At 38.6% G+C, this 24,764-nt stretch carries 17 protein-coding genes; 12 read left to right on the forward strand and 5 right to left on the reverse strand.

What is annotated here, in order from left to right; all coding sequences use genetic code 11:
• Positions 1–120: 120 nt before the first annotated feature.
• The gene (locus B5D82_RS12300; RefSeq protein WP_081151897.1) at positions 121–597 is read right to left on the reverse strand and encodes a methylated-DNA--[protein]-cysteine S-methyltransferase; all 477 of its coding nucleotides are present in this window, start codon (positions 595–597) and stop codon (positions 121–123) included.
• Positions 598–644: 47 nt separating this feature from the next.
• Positions 645–2,081, reverse strand: a complete 1,437-nt coding sequence (locus tag B5D82_RS12305) for a DNA-3-methyladenine glycosylase 2 family protein (protein WP_081151899.1) — start codon at positions 2,079–2,081, stop codon at positions 645–647.
• 344 nt (positions 2,082–2,425) lie between these two features.
• Here B5D82_RS12305 and B5D82_RS12310 point away from each other — a divergent pair, with 344 nt between their 5' ends.
• Positions 2,426–4,015 carry a sensor histidine kinase gene (locus tag B5D82_RS12310; RefSeq protein ID WP_081151901.1) on the forward strand — a complete coding sequence of 530 codons (1,590 nt, stop codon included), beginning with the start codon at positions 2,426–2,428 and terminating at the stop codon, positions 4,013–4,015.
• A gap of 240 nt (positions 4,016–4,255) precedes the next feature.
• Here B5D82_RS12310 and B5D82_RS12315 read toward each other — a convergent pair whose 3' ends face one another.
• Entirely contained in the window at positions 4,256–5,980 is a 1,725-nt protein-coding gene (locus tag B5D82_RS12315) for a Na+/H+ antiporter NhaC family protein (protein WP_081151903.1), read from the reverse strand.
• Positions 5,981–6,305: 325 nt separating this feature from the next.
• Between B5D82_RS12315 and B5D82_RS12320 the strand changes: the two genes are divergently transcribed.
• From B5D82_RS12320 to B5D82_RS12355, 7 genes are all read left to right on the forward strand, one after another.
• Complete coding sequence (locus B5D82_RS12320; protein WP_081151904.1) at positions 6,306–6,983, forward strand: GntR family transcriptional regulator; 678 nt, start codon at positions 6,306–6,308, stop codon at positions 6,981–6,983.
• A gap of 282 nt (positions 6,984–7,265) precedes the next feature.
• On the forward strand, positions 7,266–8,822 hold the full coding sequence (locus B5D82_RS12325; RefSeq protein WP_081151906.1) for a SulP family inorganic anion transporter: 1,557 nt from the start codon (positions 7,266–7,268) through the stop codon (positions 8,820–8,822).
• Between the two features lie 101 nt (positions 8,823–8,923).
• Positions 8,924–9,229, forward strand: a complete 306-nt coding sequence (locus tag B5D82_RS12330) for a DUF1289 domain-containing protein (RefSeq protein ID WP_081151907.1) — start codon at positions 8,924–8,926, stop codon at positions 9,227–9,229.
• A gap of 254 nt (positions 9,230–9,483) precedes the next feature.
• Positions 9,484–10,866, forward strand: coding sequence for an amidohydrolase (locus tag B5D82_RS12335; RefSeq protein ID WP_081151909.1), 1,383 nt, complete (start codon positions 9,484–9,486; stop codon positions 10,864–10,866).
• A 10-nt stretch (positions 10,867–10,876) separates the two neighbouring features.
• Complete coding sequence (locus tag B5D82_RS12340) at positions 10,877–12,136, forward strand: amidohydrolase family protein (protein WP_081151910.1); 1,260 nt, start codon at positions 10,877–10,879, stop codon at positions 12,134–12,136.
• A 777-nt stretch (positions 12,137–12,913) separates the two neighbouring features.
• The gene (gene acnA, locus B5D82_RS12350) at positions 12,914–15,625 is read left to right on the forward strand and encodes an aconitate hydratase AcnA (protein WP_081151913.1); all 2,712 of its coding nucleotides are present in this window, start codon (positions 12,914–12,916) and stop codon (positions 15,623–15,625) included.
• A gap of 514 nt (positions 15,626–16,139) precedes the next feature.
• Positions 16,140–17,030, forward strand: coding sequence for a D-hexose-6-phosphate mutarotase (locus tag B5D82_RS12355; RefSeq protein WP_081151915.1), 891 nt, complete (start codon positions 16,140–16,142; stop codon positions 17,028–17,030).
• An 81-nt stretch (positions 17,031–17,111) separates the two neighbouring features.
• Here the strand turns inward: B5D82_RS12355 and B5D82_RS12360 are convergent, their stop codons facing one another.
• Both B5D82_RS12360 and mutH read right to left on the reverse strand, forming a co-directional pair.
• The gene (locus B5D82_RS12360) at positions 17,112–18,548 is read right to left on the reverse strand and encodes a sensor domain-containing diguanylate cyclase (RefSeq protein ID WP_081151916.1); all 1,437 of its coding nucleotides are present in this window, start codon (positions 18,546–18,548) and stop codon (positions 17,112–17,114) included.
• A 117-nt stretch (positions 18,549–18,665) separates the two neighbouring features.
• Positions 18,666–19,343, reverse strand: coding sequence for a DNA mismatch repair endonuclease MutH (gene mutH, locus B5D82_RS12365; RefSeq protein WP_281255926.1), 678 nt, complete (start codon positions 19,341–19,343; stop codon positions 18,666–18,668).
• A gap of 216 nt (positions 19,344–19,559) precedes the next feature.
• Between mutH and rppH the strand changes: the two genes are divergently transcribed.
• The 4 genes from rppH to B5D82_RS12385 all read left to right on the forward strand — a co-directional run bounded on the left by rppH (position 19,560) and on the right by B5D82_RS12385 (position 24,538).
• Positions 19,560–20,066: an RNA pyrophosphohydrolase gene (rppH, locus tag B5D82_RS12370; protein WP_081151919.1), complete on the forward strand. Its 507-nt coding sequence runs from the start codon at positions 19,560–19,562 to the stop codon at positions 20,064–20,066.
• 362 nt (positions 20,067–20,428) lie between these two features.
• Positions 20,429–22,708, forward strand: a complete 2,280-nt coding sequence (ptsP, locus tag B5D82_RS12375; protein ID WP_081151921.1) for a phosphoenolpyruvate--protein phosphotransferase — start codon at positions 20,429–20,431, stop codon at positions 22,706–22,708.
• Positions 22,709–22,753: 45 nt separating this feature from the next.
• Complete coding sequence (locus B5D82_RS12380) at positions 22,754–23,548, forward strand: sulfite exporter TauE/SafE family protein (RefSeq protein WP_081151923.1); 795 nt, start codon at positions 22,754–22,756, stop codon at positions 23,546–23,548.
• A gap of 156 nt (positions 23,549–23,704) precedes the next feature.
• Entirely contained in the window at positions 23,705–24,538 is an 834-nt protein-coding gene (locus tag B5D82_RS12385; protein ID WP_081151924.1) for a thymidylate synthase, read from the forward strand.
• The last annotated feature ends 226 nt before the right edge of the window (positions 24,539–24,764 follow it).

Here is a 24,764-nt window from a genome sequence, read left to right on the forward strand (position 1 = left end):
TCTATTAAATATCGTCGCCATCATAACAGGATTTATAGCAATTTGAATCATGAATTAACCTGCTTATTTAGTTAGTGATTAATTTTTTATCACTAACAAGTTTGCGATGTTTCGGGTTGCTTAAGGCTTAAATTGCGCGCCTTCGTGCATTAATAATTTCGCCTTCAATGCTAAACCACCAGCATAGCCAGTTAACTTGCCATTACTACCAATAACGCGATGGCACGGTACTATTAATGCAATAGGATTTGCTCCATTTGCAGTGCCTACAGCGCGAACTGCTTTTTCATTATTAATGCTTTTCGCGATCCAGCCATAGCTTTTGGTTTCACCGCAAGGTATTTCAAGCAAGGCTTGCCAAACTTGTTTTTGAAAGTTTGTGCCTTCTGGCGCTAACGGTAGTTCAAAGTGCTTTCTGTCTCCGTCAAAATATTGGGTAAGTTGTTGAATTACTTGCGTGAACTTACTACTATCTTCAATTAGGCCAGTATAAGTAATAGGTGACTTTCCTGTTTGAAAAGCAAGGGCGCTTAAGCCTTTATCGTTAGCCGTTAAAGCAATTTCACCCAATGGTGATTGATAAGTACAGTAATACATATAATATTTCCTTTAAATTTTGGGTATCTAGTGCTGATGTTTACGCTTTAGGTTTTAGTGGCTAACGATTGCCATAGATATATAGCAGCGTAGGCACGCCAAGGTTGCCATTTTTCGGCTAACGCTAATATGTCTTTGTTTTTTGGTTTGACTTCATCAATCGTTAACGCTTTTATAATACCTAAATCGGCACTAGGAAACGCATCTGGATCGCTTAAACCCCTCATGCCAATATAGTTTACTGTCCATGGCCCAATACCTTTAAGTTCTGTTAATTTAACTTCTAATTCTTCTATCGTTAGGCCTTTAGCAAATACAGTGTCATGCTCTTGAAAGTAGGCAACCCAAGTTTGCAAAGTGGCAATGCGAGATCGGGTTAAGCCTATCTCTTGATAGTCAATATTGATTAGAGCTGCAACACTTGGAAAGTACTTTGAAACACTGATATTTTCAGGTTGTTCAATATCGACAGCTGTCTCGCCATATTTTTCCGCTATACGTTGCGCCAAGGTTGTTGCACCTTTAACGGATATTTGTTGGCCTAATATGGCACGAATAGAAAACTCAAAAATATCCCAACAGCCAGGTAAGCGTAAACCGGGAAATTGCTCAATAACTGACGCTAATTTTGGGTGTGTTATTAAGTGTTGATGAATTAATTGCATATCAGCATCTAAGTCGAACATGCGACGAACACGAGCGATAATTTGATGCAGGTAACTATAATCAGTTAACTTAACCGTTAAATTTAAGGCGCTTTTATCTTGATGATGCGTAACTTTTATCCAGCCCCGACAGTTTTCAAGTTCGACCGTACGAAAATAGTGTTCAGTGCTAATATCTTCTATGTTGCTCATTTTTCTTGAACGGAAAAAATTTAGCATTAACGGCCAATCAAAAGGTGCCTTATACGGCAATAGAATAGTTACTTGCATATCAGATGATATTTTTTTATTGCCTCTGATTTTACTTGGCGAAGTTTTATAGGTTTGCAAAATAACTTCATTAAAACGACGTATGCTATTAAAACCCGCAGCAAAAGCAACGTCAGTAATACTTAAAGATGTTGAAATAAGCAGTTTGTGGGCAAGTAATAAACGTTGCTGATGGAAAAATTCACTCGGCGGTAAACCGTAATATTGCAAAAATAAACGACGAATTTGTCTCTCGCTGATATCAAGTTGCTCAGCACACTTCTGTAAACTGTAATTATTTTCGTAATATGTTTGCGTTATTTGCTTAATCTTTCTAGGTAATGGCAAATTTGGCGCAAGTTGCGGAAAACAGCGCTTGCATGGGCGAAAACCTGACTGTTGTGCGAGTTCTGCACTCTCATAATAGGTAACATTTTCTGGTTTTGGTGGTCTGGCAGGACAAATAGGTCGACAGAAAATACCTGTCGTGATCACGGCGGTAAAAAACTTGCCATCAAAGCGAGCATCGCGGCTTAAGCGTGCATTTTCGCAAACCTCTATACTGAACATACATTTCCTATAATTATGATTAAATAAATAACGCACTAGTGGGTTGTTTTAACCAGTAGAAATAATCAGATAAATAGTGAGATTGTTATAATACGCTAGGTAAGGTAAATCGCTAGCGATAATCGGACAAGACCTAAAATAAGTCATTATCAGAGTAAACTTATTAATTTAGGTACTATAATACTGAAATAGCGCACTATATTTGCTTAAATAAATTCTTTTACTTTATACATTCAGATACTTTACTGTTGTATTATTGTTAAGGTAAAAAGTAACGTTAGTATAGTTTTTGTAGATGTTTTCGTAATTATTATAAAAGTGGCAAAATATGTATGGATTGAGTAATGAATAATAAAGGTGCTTTTAATAGTAAATTAAGTCGGCGTGTCTTTATTTATATTTTAATGTGTAGTGCTTTTTTATCTGTTTGCTCAACCATGATTCAATTATATGTTGATTTTCAAGATGGTGTTTCCACGCTTGATGAACGTTTTGATAATATTGAATTAAGTCATAATCAGTCAATATCTACTAGTTTATGGGATTTAAATGAAGACTTAGTTGAAAAACAAATTATTGGTATTCAAAGGCTTCCCGATATTCGTCATGTTAAAATAACCACTAATTTTGGTAAGATTTACCAAGCGGGTGACGTTATCACCGATGCTAAGAAAATTGAAATTCATCCCATTGCTTTTGAAGGTAATATTATCGGCAATATGATTATTTCTGCAGATTACCAAGATATTTATCAGCACTTATGGCAAAAAGCCGGTTTTATTATTTCATCTGAATTTATCAAAATATTTATTGTCGCGTTTTGTACTTTTTTTATCGTTCATTGGTTAATTACCCGTCATTTATATCGTATTACCTTATATTCACAAGCCATGACTGGGGAAAGTTTAGATACGCCACTCATGTTGGAAAATCGTAGTCAAAAAACCGATGAACTTGATGAGTTGGTATCAGCAATTAATATTATGCGCTTGACGCTAAAAAACGACATTATTAAGTTAGAAGATGCAGAAAATGCATTGATTAACCTCAATGGCGACTTAGAAATTAAAGTTTACGAGCGCACATCAAAATTAGCGGAAAGTAATCAACAGTTACAACATTCACTCAATGAATTAACCTTAGCTAAAGATCAACTTGTACAATCAGAAAAAATGGCTTCTCTTGGGCAATTAGTCGCCGGCGTTGCCCATGAAGTTAATACTCCACTAGGAATTTGCATCACTTCATTAAGTGCATTAAAAGAAAAAATTGCTGAGTTGAATCATTCCCTTATTGAGAAAACCTTAACTAAAAGGCAGTTAACTTCAATTTTAACTTTGTTTGTTGAATATGAGCAGATTATCGAACGCAGCTTAAATAAAGCGGTGGACTTAATTCGTGGTTTTAAATCGGTTGCGGTTGAACATCATACTGATCCGAAAATAAATATCAATTTAGCGCAGCACGTCAATGACGTTGTGAATACGGTGAAAACTTTATTTAAACAGAAAAATTACACGATTAATATCCAAGTTGATAAAGCGCTAAACTTAGTCACTTTTCCAAGTGCTTGGAATCAGATATTAACCAACTTTTTAACGAACTCACACATTCACGGTTTTGAAGATCGTATGGACGGTGAAATTTCTATTGAATTTCAAGCGAATGATGAAAGTCTTGTGCTGATTTATCAAGACAACGGCAAAGGTTTAGATGATAAAATAAAAGATAAAGTATATGACCCCTTTGTTACGACAAAGCGGGGTTCAGGTGGTTCAGGTCTAGGCATGAATATTGTTTATAACTTAGTTAACACTAAGCTTGGGGGAACGATTGAAATTGTAGCAAGTGAGCAAGGTTGTTGTTTTGTTGTTAAGGTTCCTCTGGAAAAAAATACGACTAAACCTACTCATGACTTTAAATTGATCTCTTAATAATATTGCCATCATTGATGCTTTAACTTACAGGTTACTGTCTGCTTAAGCTGCCTTTTTAATGGCGATACAGTCTATACGAGACTGTCTATACGGTACTGTCTATACAAGATTGTCTATACGAGACTGTCCACGAAGATACGGCAACGCATACCGTATTATTTCATTTCTATTTCTATATAGTTTAAATATTGTTTCAATTGACCGCTGTATCTGCATACGATTTAACTTACCTACGGGTTAAACAAAAAAGTAAGCGGTTAGGGTCCAAAGTATACCTGCTAGGGTAGCGGCTAATGCTGCGGGCGCTAATTGCGATTTTACATGATCCATTAAGTCACACCCTGTGGTCATTGCACTTAAAATGGTGGTATCAGATATTGGCGAGCATTGATCACCAAAAACACTACCATTTAACACAGTGGCAAAGCATAACATCATAAACAATTCCGGATTTGCTACTCCTTGGCTTTGACAAATAGCCCAAGCTAATGGCATGGCTAAAGGGAACGCGATTGCATAGGTACCCCAGCTTGTTCCGGTAGAGAACGCGATTATCATAGTGATCAGTTGTAAAATCACCGGTAAGCACCAGAAGGGCAGTTGTTCTCCAAGTAAAGAGACTAAAAATAAGCCACCACCGGTTTCTTTACTAATACTGCCAATAATCACCGCTAACATTAAAATAACAGACGCAAACACCACCCCTTTTAAGCCATTACCAAAACCATCAACCACTTGGTTTAAAGACATCCCTTTTATTAAGGCGATAACCGCCGAAAGAATCAATGCAGCGCCAAACGCCCAATTAATCTTAGGTGAGCCGAGCATTACAAAACTGCCAATGGCTATAGCTGTCAAGGTGACTAAAGGTAATATAAATTCAAGCACATGGGGTTTATAGCCTTCAGGTACATCTGTACTTTGTAACTCTTTTGCGCTTAAAGGCTTAGCGTCTGGAGCATCCAGTTGATGATGAGTTTCAGCGCGTAGCTTTGCAGCTCGTATACGTTTACCAGAAAAAGTGGTGATATTAAGACTTAATAGCAATGTACCCGTAATAGCAAACATGCTGTAAAAGCTAAATGGAATACTTTGGAAGAAGAAGCTGATCCGGTCTGCTTCTGTGGCTAAAAAAGAAACGCCAGGAATAAATATTAAGGCTTGAACATATGCGGGCCAAGCATTAAAAGCTAATATTGATGCTATAGGTGATGCAGTTGAATCTACAATGTAACTCATTTCTTCGTGACTTACTTTCGCTTTATCTGCCAAGGGCCGCACGGTAGTGCCAACCAAAACTGTACTCATAGTGCCACCTTGGAAAAATAATATGCCCAGTAACCAGGAAACCAGCTTTGCTGATTTTCTTCCTTTGACAAAATGCTTGGTCATGTAATTAGCAAAAGCTTGTGCAGCACCCGTTTTAGACCAGATGCCTAATAAACCTCCAAGTAGCCATAAATAGAGTAAAAGTAGTGCAGCTGTACCTTCTTTTGCTAGGTTTGGAATAATAACTTTGTCGGTTAAGTCGTAACGACCTAGCATTATGGAACCAACGACTACACCACCCAGCAAAGCCGTAAGTGGCTCACGGGTTAATAAGCATAAAACTATTGTTATAAATGCAGGCAGTAGTGACCAAATACCAAAGTGGAAAGCCGGTTTTAGCAGCTTTAATTGCTGGTTTTTGTCTTTCACCCATTGCTGTTCAAGCACAGGTGAGCTGTTTAAGTTACTGAGATTTTGCTGGTTAAGTGGTGAATTTTGGTAGTCTTCCACAGTATCAATAATAACTTTTTGGCCTTTATAGATATAACTCGAAATACCTGTAGCGTTGGTACTCACATCATAAACATAGCTTTGCTCAACCCAATGAGGTGCGATAGATTGTTTTATATAAATGGCTGATAATATCGCAAAAATAAAGGCGACTAAGGCAATGCTATTGTGTTTTGTGGGCATACGGAAACTCTTTTTATTTTTATTTAAGACTTATTTGTTTAGCCTGTCTTTGCTTAGAGGTAACCAAAATTTATATGTTTAACGATAACAGAATTAACATCAATTGATATGATAGTGTATGACAGAAAATTAAATGCAAATTATTAGCAATAATACAGCTGCATACGAATACCATAAAACTTATATCCACTTACTGTTCAATCAGTGAAAGAGGTTAGAGGCTTTAGATCAAATAAAATAATTTATTAAACTTGGCATATCGCTAATGTTTTGTGTTTAGCGCTTGGTTCTCTATAATGGCGTTAATATTTTTAGGAAGCCCAGTATGAGCATTGTATATAAAACTAGAACTCAATTAGTGGTTGAAACACTTAGAGAAAAGATATTAAGTGGCGAGATTAAAGCGGGCCAGCCATTAAGACAAGCAGCTCTCGCGAGTGAGTTAAATGTTAGCCGAATTCCGGTTAGAGAAGCGCTTTTGCAGCTTGAAGGCGAGGGGTTGGTTGCCTTTGAACCTCATAAAGGTGCGACTGCAACAGAGCTTAACGCGGATCAAGTTGATGAACTCTTTGAATTACGCGCTTTGCTAGAGTCTGATTTATTAGCTAATTCGCTACCCAATATTAGTGCTGAGAAGTTAGAAGAAGCAACACAATTACTTAAAAAATTAGATAAAGCTTTAGGTCAAGAAAACGCAGCAAATACTTGGAGTGAGCTGAATTCTGATTACCATAATTGTTTATACTCTGGTGCTAAACGGCCTCAAACACTAGAACTGGTGAATATGCTAAATAAAAGCGCTGACCGTTATATACGTATGCACTTACTTTGGGCTGGCGGTATTTCTAAAGCAGAATCTGAGCACAATGAGATTTTAGCCTTGAGTAAGGCACGTAATGTCGAAAAGGCAGTAGCATTACTGAAACAACATATTTTGGGCTCACGCGATGAAATTAAAGCATTTTTAGAAGCACGTGAAGCAAAAATTAATAGTGAACGATAGTGATGTAATCCTGAAATAATAGCTCCAATGGACAAACTACTTTTTTAATTAATATTTGCTTGAAAAGCTTGATGTTATTTTGAGCAAATATTGACTTTTTAAAGATATATCTATAGTATTCCCGCGCCTTCAAGCCCCGAAAATAACTATTGTCGTTTAACTTACTAGGTTCAAATCACCTTGCAGTAAGGCATTTTCGGGACTACGCCAAATGTATTTAAATTCAAGCGAGTTTTAAACTGTGCTTGTTTTTTTGATGTTCTAATCAAAGTAGAGAAAAAAATGTTTGAATTACACGCCAGTAAAGTGGCAAATTTAAAAAATGATGTCTTGTCGGGCTTCACTGTCGCCTTAGCATTAGTACCCGAAGCCGTAGCATTTGCTTTTGTTGCCGGTGTTGAACCCCTCGTTGGCCTATATGCTGCTTTTATGGTTGGTTTAATTACCTCTATATTTGGTGGTCGCCCAGGTATGATCTCTGGTGCTACTGGCGCCATGGCAGTTGTAATGGTGAGCTTAGTCGCTATTCATGGCGTTGAATACTTATTTGCTACGGTCGTATTAACCGGGGTACTGCAAATACTGGCAGGGTTATTTAAACTCGGTAAGTTTATTCGCTTGGTACCTCATCCCGTAATGCTGGGTTTTGTAAATGGCTTAGCTATTGTTATTTTCCTTGCTCAGTTAGGGCAATTTAAGGTGACTAATGAAGATGGCGTATTAGCGTGGATGCAAGGGAGCCAAATGTTAACTATGGTTGGCCTAATCGTGTTAACTATGGGGATTATTCACTTTTTACCTAAGCTCACTAAAGCGGTGCCGTCATCACTTGTGGCGATTGTTGTTGTAACATTGTTAGCGCAAAGCCTTGATTTAGATGCACGCACAGTTGTCGACTTTGTTCGTGATATGACCAATGATCCTATGGCTTCTATTGCCGGCGGTTTACCACAATTTAGTATTCCAAGCGTGCCATTTAGCTTGGAAACACTGCAAGTTATTTTACCTTTTGCATTGATTTTAGCGGCTATTGGTTTAATCGAATCATTACTGACGTTAACATTAATTGATGAGTTAACGGGCACACGTGGTCATGGAAACAAAGAATGTGTTGCACAAGGCGCGGCAAATACTGTCACTGGATTTTTTGGTGGTATGGGTGGCTGTGCCATGATTGGTCAGTCTATGATCAATGTTAACTCAGGTGGACGTGGTCGTATGTCAGGTGTAACAGCCGCATTAGCGTTACTTGGTTTTATTTTATTTGGTTCTGATTTAATAGAACAAATACCATTAGCAGCATTAGTCGGTGTGATGTTTATCGTGGTCATTGGTACGTTTGAATGGTCGAGTTTTCGTATTATAGGTAAAGTACCAAAAGCTGACGCCTTTGTGATTATATTAGTGTCGGCAGTTACTGTTGCCACAGATTTAGCCATAGCGGTTGTTGTTGGAGTTATCGTTTCTGCGTTGGTATTTGCTTGGGAACATGCCAAACATGTTATTGTTCACCGCTCAGTAAATTCAAATGGCTCAACAGTTTATGACGTTTCTGGTCCGTTATTTTTCGGTTCGGTTTCTAGCTTTTTAGAGCAATTTGACATGGAAGCTGACAGCGATGACGTTATCGTTGAATTTAAAAATTCACGCGTTGCTGACCATTCAGCGATTGAAGCGATTGATACGTTAGCCGAACGGTATATTAGCCGTGGTAAGCAAATGCACTTAAGACATTTAAGTAAAGAATGTACGCAATTGCTAACTAAAGCCGGTAGCTTAGTGGAAATAAACGTTATAGAAGACCCGGAATACCATATCGCTACAGATAAGCTGGGTTAATAAAGCGCTAAAATAAAAATTGGGTATATACTTAAGAGTATCTGCCCAATGGCCTAATTTAATTCAATTTATACCAATTGATATTACACGAAGTATACTAGATGCAGTTAGAGTTTTTTGATGTTCCCAGCCCTTGTATTGGTATTTGTCAGTCAGATGACAAAGGCCAATGTTCGGGTTGCTTTCGTACGCGAGACGAACGTCTAAATTGGATAGCATTTGATTCTAACGAGCGTCAAAAAGTAATTAAACGTTGTCAGCAACGTAAAAAACGCAAAAACAAACCCGCAACAATTAAAGTCGCTGAAATTACTGTTGAAAATAAACAAGCCTCTTTACTTGAACCACCAAGTAAATTACGCCTTGAAAATAGCAGTGATATCGACTTTGGCGACTTTGAACTTTAAGTTTTAAAGTCCACATCTCCCCATTTATCGCAGATAGTTGGCCGTTCAACGCAATTGCTCAACTCCCCTATATGTCTGACTTGTTGTCAGCGACAATTCATAATATTGTAGTTATTAATAACTTGTTAACAATGATCAGTTAACCTTAAAAATTTACGTTAAATACCTTAACTTGAATAATAATAAGCTCGTACAAACTTGCCTGGATAACATGATTTATTCTGCAGTGTGTGGAGTAACACAGGAACAAATTTATGCAAAAATTTCTCCCTTCGATAGTGACCACAGCGCTTGCTGTTGCTTTAACCGGTTGTTTGCAAAGCGAACAACAAGACGAAAAGGTGTTAATTAATAAAAACCCATACCCAAGTACTTACAAAGTATTACCGCTGCAAACTACATTAATAAAAAATGCGACGGTATTAACCGGTACGGGCGAGCGGTTGAATAACGCTGATGTTTTAATGGTCGATGGTAAAATTGACAAAATTGGACAAAACTTAAGCGCCGATGGCGCGGTTGAAATTGACGCTAATGGTAAATGGATAACGCCAGGTATTATCGATGTGCATTCACATTTAGGTGTATATCCAAGTCCTTCTGTTGAGTCGCATTCTGACGGTAATGAAATGAGTTCGCCTAATACTTCTGAAGTATGGGCTGAGCACAGTATATGGCCACAAGACCCCGGTTTTGAAGCAGCACGTGCTGGTGGTATTACAACACTACAAATTCTACCGGGCTCAGCAAACTTATTTGGTGGTCGCGGTGTAACACTTCGCAATGTCCCTAGCCATACTATGCAAGGTATGAAGTATCCAGATGCTCCTTATGGCTTAAAAATGGCTTGTGGTGAGAATCCAAAACGCGTTTACGGTAGTCGTAAAGTGTTACCTTCAACACGCATGGGCAATATGGCCGGTTATCGCATGGCTTGGGCCGATGCAACTGAGTATAAACGTGCTTGGGAAAAATATGACGCTGATTATGATGCCGGTAAAAACCCAGTGGCACCTGAGCGTGATATCGAGCTAGATACTTTAAAAGGTGTGCTTGATGGGGATATTTTAATTCATAACCATTGTTATAAAGCTGAAGAAATGGCGATGATGATCGATCTAGGTAAAGAATTTAATTACCACTCAGGTACTTTTCATCATGCCATTGAAGCATATAAAATAGCAGATACCTTGGCTGAAAATGGCAACTGTGCAGCGATGTGGCCAGATTGGTGGGGCTTTAAAATGGAAGCTTACGACATGGTGCATGAGAACGTGGCGATTGTTGATGCAATGAAAAATTCTTGTGCCGTAGTACATTCTGACTCTGCCAGTACAATTCAGCGCTTGAATCAAGAAGCGGGCAAGGTTATGTATCGTGCCAACGAAAATGGTTTTGAAATAACACCAGAGCTAGCCATAACTTGGATAACAGCGAATGCAGCAAAATCATTAGGTGTAGCGGAAGATACGGGCAGCTTAGAAAATGGTAAAAAAGCTGATGTGGTGATTTGGAATCAAAACCCATTTAGTGTTTATGCGCAAGCTGAACAGGTGTTTGTTGATGGTGCGAAAGTTTACGATCGTTTTGATGAAAAATACCAAGCGAAAAGCGATTTTCTGTTAGGTCAAAGGTAAGGTTAAGATTATGAAGCATTTTAAAGTATTTAAATCATCGCTAATTGCCTTGGCACTGGCAAGTTCAACCGCAAGTTTTGCCGAAAGCTTTGCTATTACTAATGCGACAGTGCATACGGTAACTGAACAAGGTGTACTGGAAAACGCCACGGTTGTGGTTGAGGACGGTAAAGTTATTGCCATCAATCCAGAAACACTTAACGCTGATACTATTATCGACGCCAAAGGCAGAATTTTAACACCAGGCCTCATTGGCTCAATGAACCAATTAGGTTTAGTTGAAGTTGGCGCGGTTTCAAAAAGTCGTGATGCTGGCGATAAAAAAGCTGATATCACCTTTGATGCAAGTTTAGCGTTTAATCCACGCTCTACAGTTATTCCATATAGTCGTAAAGGCGGAATTACCAGTAATGTTGTCAGCCCTCGTGGTGGTGATGATATGTTTAAAGGCCAAACGTTTGTCGCTGACCTTTCGGGTGAGTTTGGTAGCGTGCGAGCTAGTAACAAAAGTGTTGTTATTGATTTAGGCGCTAAAAGCAAAGGCTCGCGAGCGTTAAGCTTACAAAATCTACAATTTAAACTTGAAGATGCTGTTAAAGAATTAGCGAAAGCGAAAAAGAAAATTAATGACGCAAAAGACAAAAAAGAAGCAAAAGAGCCAAGTCGTGAAGAACAAGTTATTAACGCGCTACTCGCCGGTGATAAAGCCTTAGTTGCTTATGCAGACCGCGCTACTGATCTGCTAGTTTTGTTAAAGCTTAAAAAGCAATTTTCCCTTGATTTAGTATTTGTTGGCGCCGCTGATGCGGTTTTAATCGCCGATAAAATTGCTGAAGCTAAGGTACCTGTTGTGATGACGGCTTTAGATAACTTACCCGGTAGTTTTGATTCTTTACATTCGTCACTTGAAAATGCAGCTAAGTTAACTAAAGCGGGCGTGACGGTAGTTTTGACGGTTAACGGCGATACTCATAACCTCTATCAACTGCGCTTTCATGCCGGTAATGCCATTGCGAATGGTTTATCACCTGAAGCCGCACTTGCTTCGGTAACGGCTAATGTTGCACAAGCATTTAACCTTGATAGTGGCACAATTTCGGTCGGTAAAACGGCAGATTTAGTGTTGTGGAGTGCTGATCCATTTGAACTCAGTACTAAGGTTAGTCAAATGTGGATTGGGGGTAAAGAATATTCGACCCGCAGCCGCCAAGACGCCTTGCGTGATCGTTATACAACGCCAAGTGATATGCCGAAAGCTTACGTAAAGTAATGTGAAAATTATTGCTTACATTCGCTTCTAAAACCCCGTAATAAGTTTAATGCCTGTCAGCAACTACTGATGGGCTTTTCCCCTTTCTTTTTTACCCATCAGACCCCTAGACCAAGTTATACCAAGTTGATTAATTAACGGCTCATTTTTAATGGTTAAAATTAATAATGACGGCGTTATAAAATTTATAAGTAGCGCAACTTCTGACTGCATTGAATTTGCAAACATGGCTATCTCAGAGCGAGTCTAAGTGAATACACAATAGTAGCTGTTATTGGGCCGACTCTTTTTGGGGGAGGATAAATAAGCATACTGACACAATAAAAGAAAAAGGATAATAAAGGCGCTTGGGCTATTCTTGCGTAGCGTCTAACGGCCACTTTACCTTCTACCATAGCAAGTACTTTAGCAGGCAGACTTAAGATAAACATTTTCAAATTTATGTTAGGCTCGACAATAGGCATTGCTCACATAGACTTGCTTAAGCGCAGCATTATTTTGCAAGGGCGCACTGGAATTTATCAAAGAGCCCTCGGGTTTTACAGTAACATCTATTGTAGCCGCCATTATTCTGTTTGTTATATATTATGTTATTAAGAAAAAAACAGGTGGATTGATAATTATAACAGCTATATTTAAGATCTAGGGCAAGGATCTTATCTTTACGGTTTTGGTAGACTAAAAAGTTTTACTGTAAAAATATGGCTTGAATTATGATGAGTAATCACTCAATAAATTACCTTAAAAAAGGCCGATAAAGGTCAAAAGGAGAGTAAAGTGGCATCTTTAAATAAGCATATATCGACACTAAAGGTACAAGGCAAAGATTATAACTACTTTGACCTATCGACATTAAAAGCTAATACCAAAAGGCTACCGCTGACGGCAAAAATATTATTAGAAAACTTGCTCCGCCACAGTGATGAAAAATATGTTCAGCTAGACGATATTCAAAACTTAGCTAAATGGGACACAAGTTCCTCTTCTGATACCGAAATAGCATTTGTACCTTCTAGAGTCATACTACAAGACTTTACCGGCGTTCCCGCGGTTGTTGATTTAGCTGCTATGCGCAATGCGATGTTGGATTTAGGCGGCGATCCAAATAAAATTAATCCGCTTAAACCAGTAGATTTAGTTATTGATCATTCAATAATGGTAGACGAATTCGGTCAGGCTGATTCGTTTAAGCGTAATACTGAAATTGAGGTTGAGCGTAATAAAGAGCGCTATCAGTTTTTAAAATGGGGGCAAAGTGCATTTGATAACTTCAAAGTAGTGCCACCAGGAAAAGGCATCGTACACCAAGTCAATTTGGAGTATTTAGCCCGTGTGACCTTTGTTGATGAACAGCAAGATACAGCGCTACTTTACCCTGATACCTTAGTCGGCACTGATTCACACACCACAATGATCAATGGCTTAGGTGTACTTGGATGGGGGGTAGGCGGTATTGAAGCAGAAGCGGCGATGTTAGGTCAGCCCGTGACTATGTTAATACCTGAAGTGGTGGGAATGGAATTAAAAGGCAAGTTACCGCCAGGATCAACCGCGACCGACTTAGTGTTAGCGGTTACAGAACAACTGCGAGCATTCGGTGTAGTGGGTAAATTCGTCGAATTTTTTGGTGCTGGCGTAAAACACTTAACCGTGGCTGATCGGGCAACACTTGCCAATATGTCGCCCGAGTATGGTGCAACGTGTGGCTTGTTTCCTATCGATGAACAAACGACAAAATATTTGGCGTTAACTGGTCGAAGTGAATTACAGATCGAGATTATTGAAGCTTATTCAAAAGCACAAGGTATGTGGGGCAGTGAAGCGCAAGAACATGCAGAGTATCATGCAACACTCGCTTTGGATTTAGACACTGTTGTTCCTGCCATCGCTGGGCCGAAACGCCCGCAAGACAGGATCAATCTGGATCAAGCAGCGACTGCGTTTAAGCGTTGGATAACAGAACAAAACGAATTAGCTATTTCGACTAATGACAAGCAGAAATCTAGCTTTGATGATGAAGGCGGTGCCGAAAATATTGGTTCAAAAACCACTGTATCTTATAGTCATAATGAACAAGACTACGATCTTCATGAAGGTGCAGTTGTGATCGCTGCGATTACCAGTTGTACTAATACTTCGAATCCATCTGTGTTGGTGGCTGCTGCGCTGTTGGCAAAAAAAGCCAATGAATTAGGACTTACGGTTAAACCTTGGGTTAAAACCAGTTTTGCCCCTGGCTCACAGGTGGTGACCGAATATCTCAATAAAGCAGGGTTGTCTAAAGAGCTGGATAAAATGGGATTTAACTTGGTAGGTTATGGTTGTACCACCTGTATTGGTAATTCAGGCCCATTACCTGAGGCTATTTCTAATGCGATTAGGGAAGGTGATTTAACCGTAACATCGGTTTTATCAGGTAATCGTAACTTTGAAGGTAGAATACATTCAGATGTTAAAGCGAACTACTTAGCGTCGCCACCACTAGTGGTCGCCTATGCACTGGCGGGTAATATGAAAATTGATATTACTAAAGAGCCTCTTGGTATCAGCACTGCTGGCAAGCCAGTTTATTTAAAAGACCTATGGCCAAGCCAGCAAGAAATACAAGAGATTGTCACTCGGGTGGTTGATAAGTCGATGTTCTCAGAGAAATATGGCTCTGTTTATGACGGCGGTGATATATGGGAAGATCTCGAAACTGTTGACGCTGATATTTACAATTGGCCAGACAGTACTTATGTGAAAAAACCGACATTTTTTGAAAATATGCCAGCCGAGCCTGAGCCAATTAAAGCTATTGAAAATGCGCGATGTTTATTGAAGTTGGCCGACAGTGTTACCACTGACCATATTTCTCCTGCAGGTTCCATTGGCAAAGAAACCCCTGCTGCTGATTATCTTCGTGCTAATCACGTTCAGCAAAAAGACTTTAACTCTTATGGCTCTAGACGCGGTAACCATGAAGTTATGATGCGCGGTACTTTCGCAAACGTTAGACTAAAAAATCAGCTTGCCCCCGGTACTGAAGGGGGTTTTACACGTAAACAACCTAACGGTGAACAGATGACGGTATTCGAGGCCGCGCATCAATATATTGCTGAAAATATTCCTACGATTGTTATTGCTGGTAAAGAATACGGTACCGGTAGTTCTCGAGATTGGGCTGCCAAAGGGCCGCTATTATTAGGTGTTAAAGCAGTTATTGCTGAGACCTATGAGCGTATCCATCGCTCTAACCTAATCGGCATGGGCATATTACCCCTACAGTTTAAACAAGGTGAAGGGGCAAGCACATACAATTTAGACGGTACAGAGCAGTTTTCTATACAAGCGGTTGACGCTGGCCAGCAACATGTGAAAGTAGAGGTACTAAAATCTGACGGCAGTAATATAAGTTTTGAAGCTGATATACGTATTGATACACCCAATGAGTTCGAATATTTTCGCCATGGCGGCATTCTTCAATATGTCATCAGATCATTGCTTTAGGAAAAATATGTAGTCAGGATTAGCTTAGCCAGATAGGTCTAGTATGACTATCTGGTTAATCATGTCTGAATTGCATATAATTTGGGAATTCTGTGATAAATATGTCGAAATTTGAATGTTCAAATATCGCCCCATAGTTTTTTTTATGTGAATTCTTTACGTGAATTTTTTACGTGAAATTTATTGTGACTGAATGTCCTAAGGCATAATTTAAAACTTATGGTTAGTGTGATTTAATTCAATGATTTTCCTGCAAAGAAATGAGTTTTCAGGGCGGTGGTCGAGCAGTGATTGAAAATACTAATCTTTAGTTCACTAGCTTACCTGTAAGTATTTTTAATTCCGCTAAGTGATAAACTCATTAATTTAATTGGTATTCTTACACTTTATTTCTGATGTGATGAAAGTCGATCGGAATACTTTAACGCTTTCATCCACCCGTACAATTACCTAGAATGACTTTATAAAAGTGTGGCGTTCGATATACGCACTATAAAATAAAGAGAGCTAATAAATGCTAGAAATATTGTTAGAAAATGAATTTGGCCGTATTGAGTTATATCAACTTGCCACAGGCGTACAAGCTTTGCGGTTTGTTCATCAAAAAGGTCAAGGCTCGGTAAGCCTGTATGGCGGGCAAGTGCTTAGCTGGCAGCCTAATGGGCAACAACCCGTGTTTTGGCTCAGTGATACTAGTCATTATAGTGTGGGCAAAGCTATTCGTGGTGGAGTGCCGCTATGCTGGCCATGGTTTGGCGGAGAGGTTAAGTTACCTAATGGCGAATTAAGTAAAGTAAGTAACCATGGCTTTGCCAGACAAAGCCAATGGAAAATTGCTGATCTAAGTATGTCAGATACCACTGTTGAAATAACGTTGTCACTGTTCGGTCAAGCGTTTTCTTCATATTGGCCCGCCGCATGTGAGTTAAGTCAAACACTGGTGTTTGGTGAATCATTTCAACAAACGTTAACCATGAAAAACTTATCTGATCAGACGGTAGAATATACAGGCGCTTTGCACAGTTATTTTTGTGTTGGCAATTCACAGGAAACTGAAATTCCAGCCTTAAATGATGCGCTTTATGATGATAAACTCAGTGGTTATAACAAACAAAAATCAACACTAGAAAATTGTATGGGCCCCATTGACCGTATTTATCAAAGTAGCGATAAAATGGTTATTGTTGATCACAAGTGGCAACGTGAGATTGAAGTACAGAGTCATGGTTGTCAGCAGTGGGTGTTATGGAACCCGGGTAAAGGTGGACAAAATATGGTCGACTTACATGCCGAAGGTGAAAACGAATTTGTTTGTCTAGAAGCGGCAAATACGGACTGGCAAGAGATAGCGAGCCAAAGCAGTGTTAGCATAAGCCAAACCATTAAATTGCATGTTAAACGATAAATATTCCTAAGTTATCGTCTAACACAAGTTATGGATAAATAAACCCGATAGTACAAATTTGTTTATCCATCACCCATTTATTTAGTTAAAAATTACACTTTTATTCCTACCATCACTTTTAGCTTGGTACAACGCTTTATCGGCGCCTTCGATATAATCTACGATGGTTTTATTTTCTAATGGCAATTCACAAATACCAAAGCTAATTGTGGTGGTAAATGTACCACTGGTGGTGGAGATAGGGAAAGAAATGGCGGCAATATTTTTTCTGATACGCTCAACAATAATATGTGCTTGATTAGCGGTTGTTTCAGGTAATAACATAACAAATTCTTCGCCACCCCATCGTCCGATAACATCAACTTTTCTTAACGTTTGTGATAGCTGTTCAGAGATAATACGCAGTACATCATCACCTACTAAATGTCCGTAGGTGTCATTTATATTTTTAAAATTGTCAATATCAGCTAGCACAAGACAAAGATTATCATTGCGTTTAGCCATATCATCAAAGCGTGAATGAACATGACTACGATTTGGCAGTTGGGTCAGGTGGTCGGTTTCAGCATGTTTAATTAATCGCGATTTTAAATAATTAATAATACTTAAAAGTATCATATAAAAAATTATGGCGACGATAAAAAACAGTATAAATCGGCCGATAAATATTTTCCAATACTCACTTTGCTGCGCCGCAGGCGGTGAGACAATAAACATACGCCAATTAAGCTCCTGTATTGGCATTTGGGATATTAACAAGCCATCATCAGAGGTGTACATGACCTCTGAACTTAAGTTTTTATCAGCGGCATTTTTTTTGATAAGTGATTGATGCCATGGTAAATCACTCAAGCGAGTCATTAAGCCTTTGCGATGATGGCTTTCAGTTTTTATGATGTTATTCGAAGACAAGGTAATAATATTATTGTTATCAACAAAATATAATTCAAAGCCAAAGCGTTCGTTGTATTCTTGGAATTTGCTGGCAAAATAATTTAGATCAAGAGCTACACCCGTAAAGCCGATAAATTCACCTTCACGATCGCGAATTTTATTATCAAAATATAAATGTGGGTTTTGTGCATTACCTATGTCGGTAAATTGCTCGCCTGGCAAATCTTTAAGGCGGGTATACCATTCGGTATCTGAACTGTTTAGTGTCGACTCTTTACCATTAGAATCGACCATTAAATTGTGTTTTTCTAAGGCGATAAACGCAATCATATTATATGATTTTGCTACCTTATTTAGATAAGAAACGACATAGTCTTTATCTATTTTATCTTGGCCAGCATAATCGATAACAAACTGATTCTTAGCCATAAAATTTGCAACATTTAAAGGCCGAAGTATTTCACTCGTTACTAAAGAAAATAACGGAGTTATAGCACTTTGTACTTGCTTGTTGTGGCTATTTATAACGTCTTTTAGGGTGAAATAAGAGGTTAAAATAACCGTAACGATTGTTACAAAAAAAATTACTGCTATGTAGCGATCAAATTTATTACCAAACTTCATAGGGAATTAATATTACCGTGTTTTACCATTTCCTAATTTATAACGCGGTTAGTAAGTTTTAGCTACGATTTTTATTATTATATTTATATTTCAATGGTCTTAGAGGAAGGATTTTAATTAATCTATACGTAAATACTTATTTAATAGTCCCTGTGTAAAGCTTGTTTTCAAATAAAAACCACGAGGCAAAGTCATGAACGGCTGGCCATGGCGATTAAAAGCTTGAGTTTTTGCTTGGCTATTTGCTGCTTTTGGTCGCAGTTGTAATACTTGACCATGTTTGCCGTGAATATTTTCCACATCTCCTAGCACGATCATGTCAGTAAGCTCTTGCCAGTCGAGAGCGAGTAAATGTTCTTCTTCTTGTGAAGGTGACCAAATAAAGGCTGTGCCGACAATACGTTCTGCAATCGGAATAGTTCGCTCGGATATAACAGGTACCCATAAGACACGTGAAATTTTATTGCGAATATGGCTAGTTTGCCACTGAGCGCCAACTAAACCTGTGAGAGGAGCAACGCAGACAAAGGTCGTTTCTAGTGGTTTACCTTGATAATTAATTGGTAACGATTTTAGTTCAATGCCTAAATGTGGAAAGTCAGGTTCTGGCCGAGAACCGGCGCTGGCACCTAATACTTGCTCTAACAGTAAACCGATCCAGCCTTTTTCGCGTTTAAGATCTTTAGGCACTTGAACATTAATCGATGCCGCAATTTCTCCTAACGACATGCCGGCAAGGTTCTGTGCTCGCGTGAGTAATTCTGCTTCGTTTTTAGGGCTTTTTCCGCTATTCAATATTTACTCTGGAGTCAATTTTGTTTAGCTTATTATCATTCAGCTCTTAGGCTTTGAGCAAGGCAATTATTTTTTGTAATCTTTTAAACTTTGAATTGTTATGAGGTAACAATCGCTAATACCGATATATTGTGATGATTTCTGTTAATAAATGTTTGCCCAAAAGTGCAGAGTGTGGAAGAATCAAAGCATTATTAAATGCTGTCAGGAGTTCCTGTGATAGATGCCGAAGGCTATCGAGCTAACGTCGGCATAGTAATAATCAATGACAGGGGACAAGTATTTTGGGCAAGGCGTTTTGGTCAGCATTCTTGGCAATACCCACAAGGTGGAGTTGACGAGGGTGAGTCTGCAGAACAAACAATGTATCGGGAATTGGACGAAGAAGTTGGTTTAAAACCTGAGCATGTTAAAATTGTAGCGACTACTAAGCATTGGTTAAGATATAAATTACCGAAAAGGTTAATTAGGCACGAAAGCTTACCCGTATGTATTGGTCAAAAGCAGAAATGGTTTTTACTGCAATTGACAGCACCAGAATCAGCGGTTGATTTATTACATTCAAATCATCCAGAGTTTGACGACTGGCGTTGGGTTTCATACTGGTATCCGGTCAGGCAAGTGGTGTCATTTAAGCGAGAGGTTTATCGTAAGGTGATGAAAGAATTTGCTTTATCGGCAATGCCTAGTTATCGCCAAGAACGTCGCCGACGCCGAGCTTAAATATAGTTCACCTTAGATTATTATTATGTCTTGTAAAATAGCTCACTTCGGTGAGCTATTTAGTTTAAAGTTATTGAGTCTGCAACGATAATATAACTAATACCAAGTTGATTAATTAACGGCTCATTTTTAATGGTTGAAATTAATAATGACGGTGTTATAAAATTTATAAGTAGCATAACTACTGACTAACTTTTATGCCTTGTAATTATCCATTTTCCCTCATGAAAAAGTAGAAAACTTAATTAATCAAATTGGTATAACTTAATTAAAGAGTGCTGAGTTAGCACAGGTCATTTTAATCATACTAGTTTGTATGATACTTATATGTATAAAAAAAGAACTAATTTAAAGGGACGGTAATGCTTACTATTTTACGTCGAATTGTTCTCGAGTTTAGTCAAGCTACGGAACTTGACCAGGCATTATTACGCTTAGTTAGTCAGGTAAAATCTGCGCTTTCCACTCAATGCTGTTCAGTGTATTTAGCTGACCATCAAAAAAAACACTTCATTTTAATGGCTTCTAATGGCTTAGCTGAAAATGCTTTTGGCCGAACGAGTGTTGGCTTTACCGAAGGTCTTGTTGGCCTAGTTGGACAACGTGAAGAACCCATCAATATCGCTAATGCTAAGTTACATCCAGATTTTATTCACGCTCCTGAAGTTGAAGAAGAAAAGTTTAAAGCCTTTTTAGGTACGCCGATTATCCATCAACGCAAAGTTTTGGGCATATTAACGGTACAGCAAGAACAAGCTCGCGTATTTAATGAAGATGAAGAAGCCTTTTTGGTTACACTATCTGCACAACTTGCAACGGTGTTGGCCAGTGTTGAAGCGCAAGGTATGATTGAGTTATGCCATAGCAACCAAGGGGTTGGTAAAAGCATTATCGGTATAGGCGGTTCTCCAGGTGTTGCTATAGGTGAGATGGTCGTTATGTCCCCGAAAGCAGACCTGTCTACTGTCGCGGTTGATAAAGCAAGTAATAGTGTGCAGCAGTTAACTATTTTTAATGATGCTGTAAGTCGCACCATTGCTGAATTTTCTCAGATGAGTGAGAAATTAAAAGCAATAATCTCAGATAGTAGCCTCGATATCTTTGATGTTTATAAACAGTTGATCGAAGGCGATAATTTTAAAATTGAAGTGATTGCTAAAATTCAGTCAGGTTGGAATGCCCAAAGTGCGCTTAAACTGGTGGTTGACCATTATGTGATGCAGTTTGAAGCCTTAGACGATGAATATTTACGTGAGCGTGCTTATGATATTAAAGATTTAGGTAATCGCTTATTAAATAATATTCAAAATATGGAAGAGCTTGAACAACAGCTACCTAATAAATTCATATTAGTCGCAGAAGATGTCAGTGCGTCGATGCTTGCTGAATATCAGCACCTTGGTTTATTAGGTATTGTTTCAATAACCGGCTCAAATAATTCTCATACTGCCATTCTTGCGAAAGCGCTAAATATCCCAGCGATTATGGGAGTTGATTATCTTGCTATTCGACAGTTACATAAAAAAAATGCGGTTTTAGACGGTTACGCCTATCAACTCTATGTTAATCCTGGTGATGCACTGATAAATGAGTATCGTCATATTTTAGCAGCAGAAAACTTACTAAACGCCCAAGTCAAAGAGGCTGAACATTTACCTGCATCGACAATAGACGGTCATAGCGTGAGCTTACTGATAAATTCCGGATTATCTGCGGGATTTGAATACTCACAAAATGTTGGTGCTGATGGTGTTGGTTTGTACCGCACTGAAATCCCATTTATGAATCGTAGTTGTTTTCCGTCTGAGGCGGAGCAAACTGCACTGTATAGAGAAGTGCTAGAGTCATTCGCAGGTAAGCCTGTTACTATGCGTACTTTAGATGTTGGTGGTGATAAATCATTACCGTATTTTCCCATTATTGAAGCTAATCCGTTTTTAGGTTGGCGTGGCATACGTATTACCTTAGATCACCCAGAAATATTTTTAGTACAAATCCGTTCGATGATGAAAGCTAACCATGGTCTCGGTAACTTAGCTATAATGTTACCAATGATTTCAAGTATTACTGAAGTTGATGAAGCTATTAGGCTTATTAATCAGGCCTATTATGAGCTCACAACTGAATTTTTTTGCAATGAAAGTGACGTCTTAATTCGGCCAAAAGTCGGTGTGATGATTGAAGTGCCTGGCGTTATTTTTCAACTTGAAGATTTAGCCAATAAAGTTGATTTTTTCTCTGTAGGAAGTAATGACCTAACGCAGTATTTATTAGCTGTAGATCGTAATAATAGCCGTGTGGCGAGCTTATATGATTTTTATCATCCTGCAGTGCTCCGCTCGCTGAACTATATTGCACAAAAAAGCCAAACTCGGGACGTACCATTAAGTATCTGTGGCGAATTGGCAAATGAACCTACAGGTGCACTTTTACTTATCGCTATGGGTTATAAAAACTTGAGTATGAGTGCGCATAGTCTTGCGAAAGTTAAATGGGTGATTCGACATGTGGAGTATCGCGAGTTAAGGCAAATTTTAGATCAAGTATTGAGCTTAACAACTACCGCTAGTGTCCACAGTTACATGCATGAACAGTTAGTTAAATTAGGCTTAGGAGACTTTGTTCATGCGAAATTAAAGTAAATCTCCCCAAGACTTTTTTTTTCCATTTTAAATTGAGTAATTTTAATGTTTATTAGTGTTTTCTTAGCTTGTGCCTTGTTGGGCGCTATTGTTGGTTTTTTTGCCGGCTTACTGGGTATTGGTGGCGGACTAATTATAGTGCCCGTGTTGGTGTATTTATTACCATTATTGGGTATAAGTGCAGAACTTGCTTTTCCTATGGCGCTTGCAACATCACTGGCTTCGATCATGTTTACTTCGACGTCGGCCGCTTTTGCCCATCATAAAAATGGTAATATTCCATGGCCGCTAGCAAAAAGTTTAGTGATAACGGTGGCCATTGGTGCTGTATTGGGTGCTGTTATTGCTGGGGTACTGTCATTAAAGGCTTTAACGACTATATTCGCTAGTGCGGTACTCATTTTAGCGCTGTACATGTTTTTATCTATTAAAGTCGAGCGCAGCGTGCCATTACCCTCGAAATGGTGGTTGCAACTTATTGGGCTTTTGACCGGCGTTTTAGCAAGCTTGATGGGGATTGCAGGTGGGGCGATATTAGTGCCTATTTTAATGTATTGCTCATTATCGATGCGACAAGCCATTGGTGTTGCGACAGCTTGTGGAATAATTGTCGCCTTATTTGGTACTTTGGGTTATGTCTTTATTGGTTTAGGGCAAAGCGAGCTGCCGCCGTGGAGTATCGGTTATATCTATTTACCGGCTTTATTAGGGATTGTTTTAACTTCGTCTTTATTCGCGCCAATTGGTGTAAAAGCGGGGGCTAAATTGTCTTTACCTTACTTGAAAAAAGGCTTCGCAGTATTTTTGATGCTAGTGGCAATTAAAATGATGTGGTATTAGTGGAAAACACTCACTTTCATCCGAAAAATTCATGCCAAATAATGCTAAGTGCTGATAAACTGCAAGTATTGTAGAGCCGTAGTTAATACTTTCGTTCTGATGTTACGATTGGCATCAACTCTCTATTACTTATAAATAACGTTAAAGGAAAACCTAGTGAAAGAATATCTTGATTTAATGCGTCATGTTAGAGACGAAGGGGTTGAAAAATCTGATCGTACTGGTACGGGCACTAAAAGTATATTTGGTCATCAAATGCGTTTTGATCTTTCGAAAGGTTTTCCGTTAGTAACAACGAAAAAATGTCATCTAAAATCCATAATTCATGAATTATTATGGTTTATTAAAGGTGAGTCTAACATTGCATATTTAAAGCAAAATGGCGTAAAAATTTGGGATGCTTGGGCAACAGAAGACGGTGAACTTGGTCCTGTATACGGTGTACAATGGCGTAATTGGCCAGCGCAAAACGGCGAAACTATTGACCAATTAACACAACTTATTCATGACTTAAAAAATAATCCAGATTCACGTCGACATATTATTACCGCTTGGAATCCTGCGTTATTGCCAGATACTTCAATAAGCCCAGACGCTAATGCTGCAATAGGTAAACAAGCTTTGCCACCCTGTCATACTTTGTTTCAGTTTTATGTATTAAATGGCAAGTTAAGCTGTCAGTTATATCAAAGAAGTGCTGATATTTTTCTTGGAGTACCCTTTAATATTGCAAGTTATGCCTTGTTTACCATGATGATTGCGCAAGTTTGTGATTTGGAATTAGGGGATTTTGTACATACCTTTGGTGATGCGCATTTGTATTTAAACCATCTTGAACAGGTTGATGAGCAATTATCACGCGAGCCTTTACCATTACCAAATATGTGGATTAATCCTGAAGTTAAAAGTATTTTTGATTTTACTTTTGAAGATTTTGAGCTACAAAATTATCAAGCGCACCCACATATTAAAGCCGCTATTTCAGTATAGACTTTTGTCATAATCGCAATACAACTACAGACTATTAAGGAGTGCATCGTGCGCTCTTTTTTTTGCTGAAAAAGTATTGATACCAAGATATACAACTTTATGGTCAAGATGCTGCAATAAAGTTGCATGGGTTTATATATAGCCATGACGCTACACGGTGTCCAAGTGCAATTATACCAAGTTGATTACTTAACGGCTCATTTTTAATGGTTAAAATTAAGAATGA

This window comes from Cognaticolwellia beringensis, assembly GCF_002076895.1.
In the GTDB taxonomy this organism is placed as follows: domain Bacteria; phylum Pseudomonadota; class Gammaproteobacteria; order Enterobacterales; family Alteromonadaceae; genus Cognaticolwellia; species Cognaticolwellia beringensis.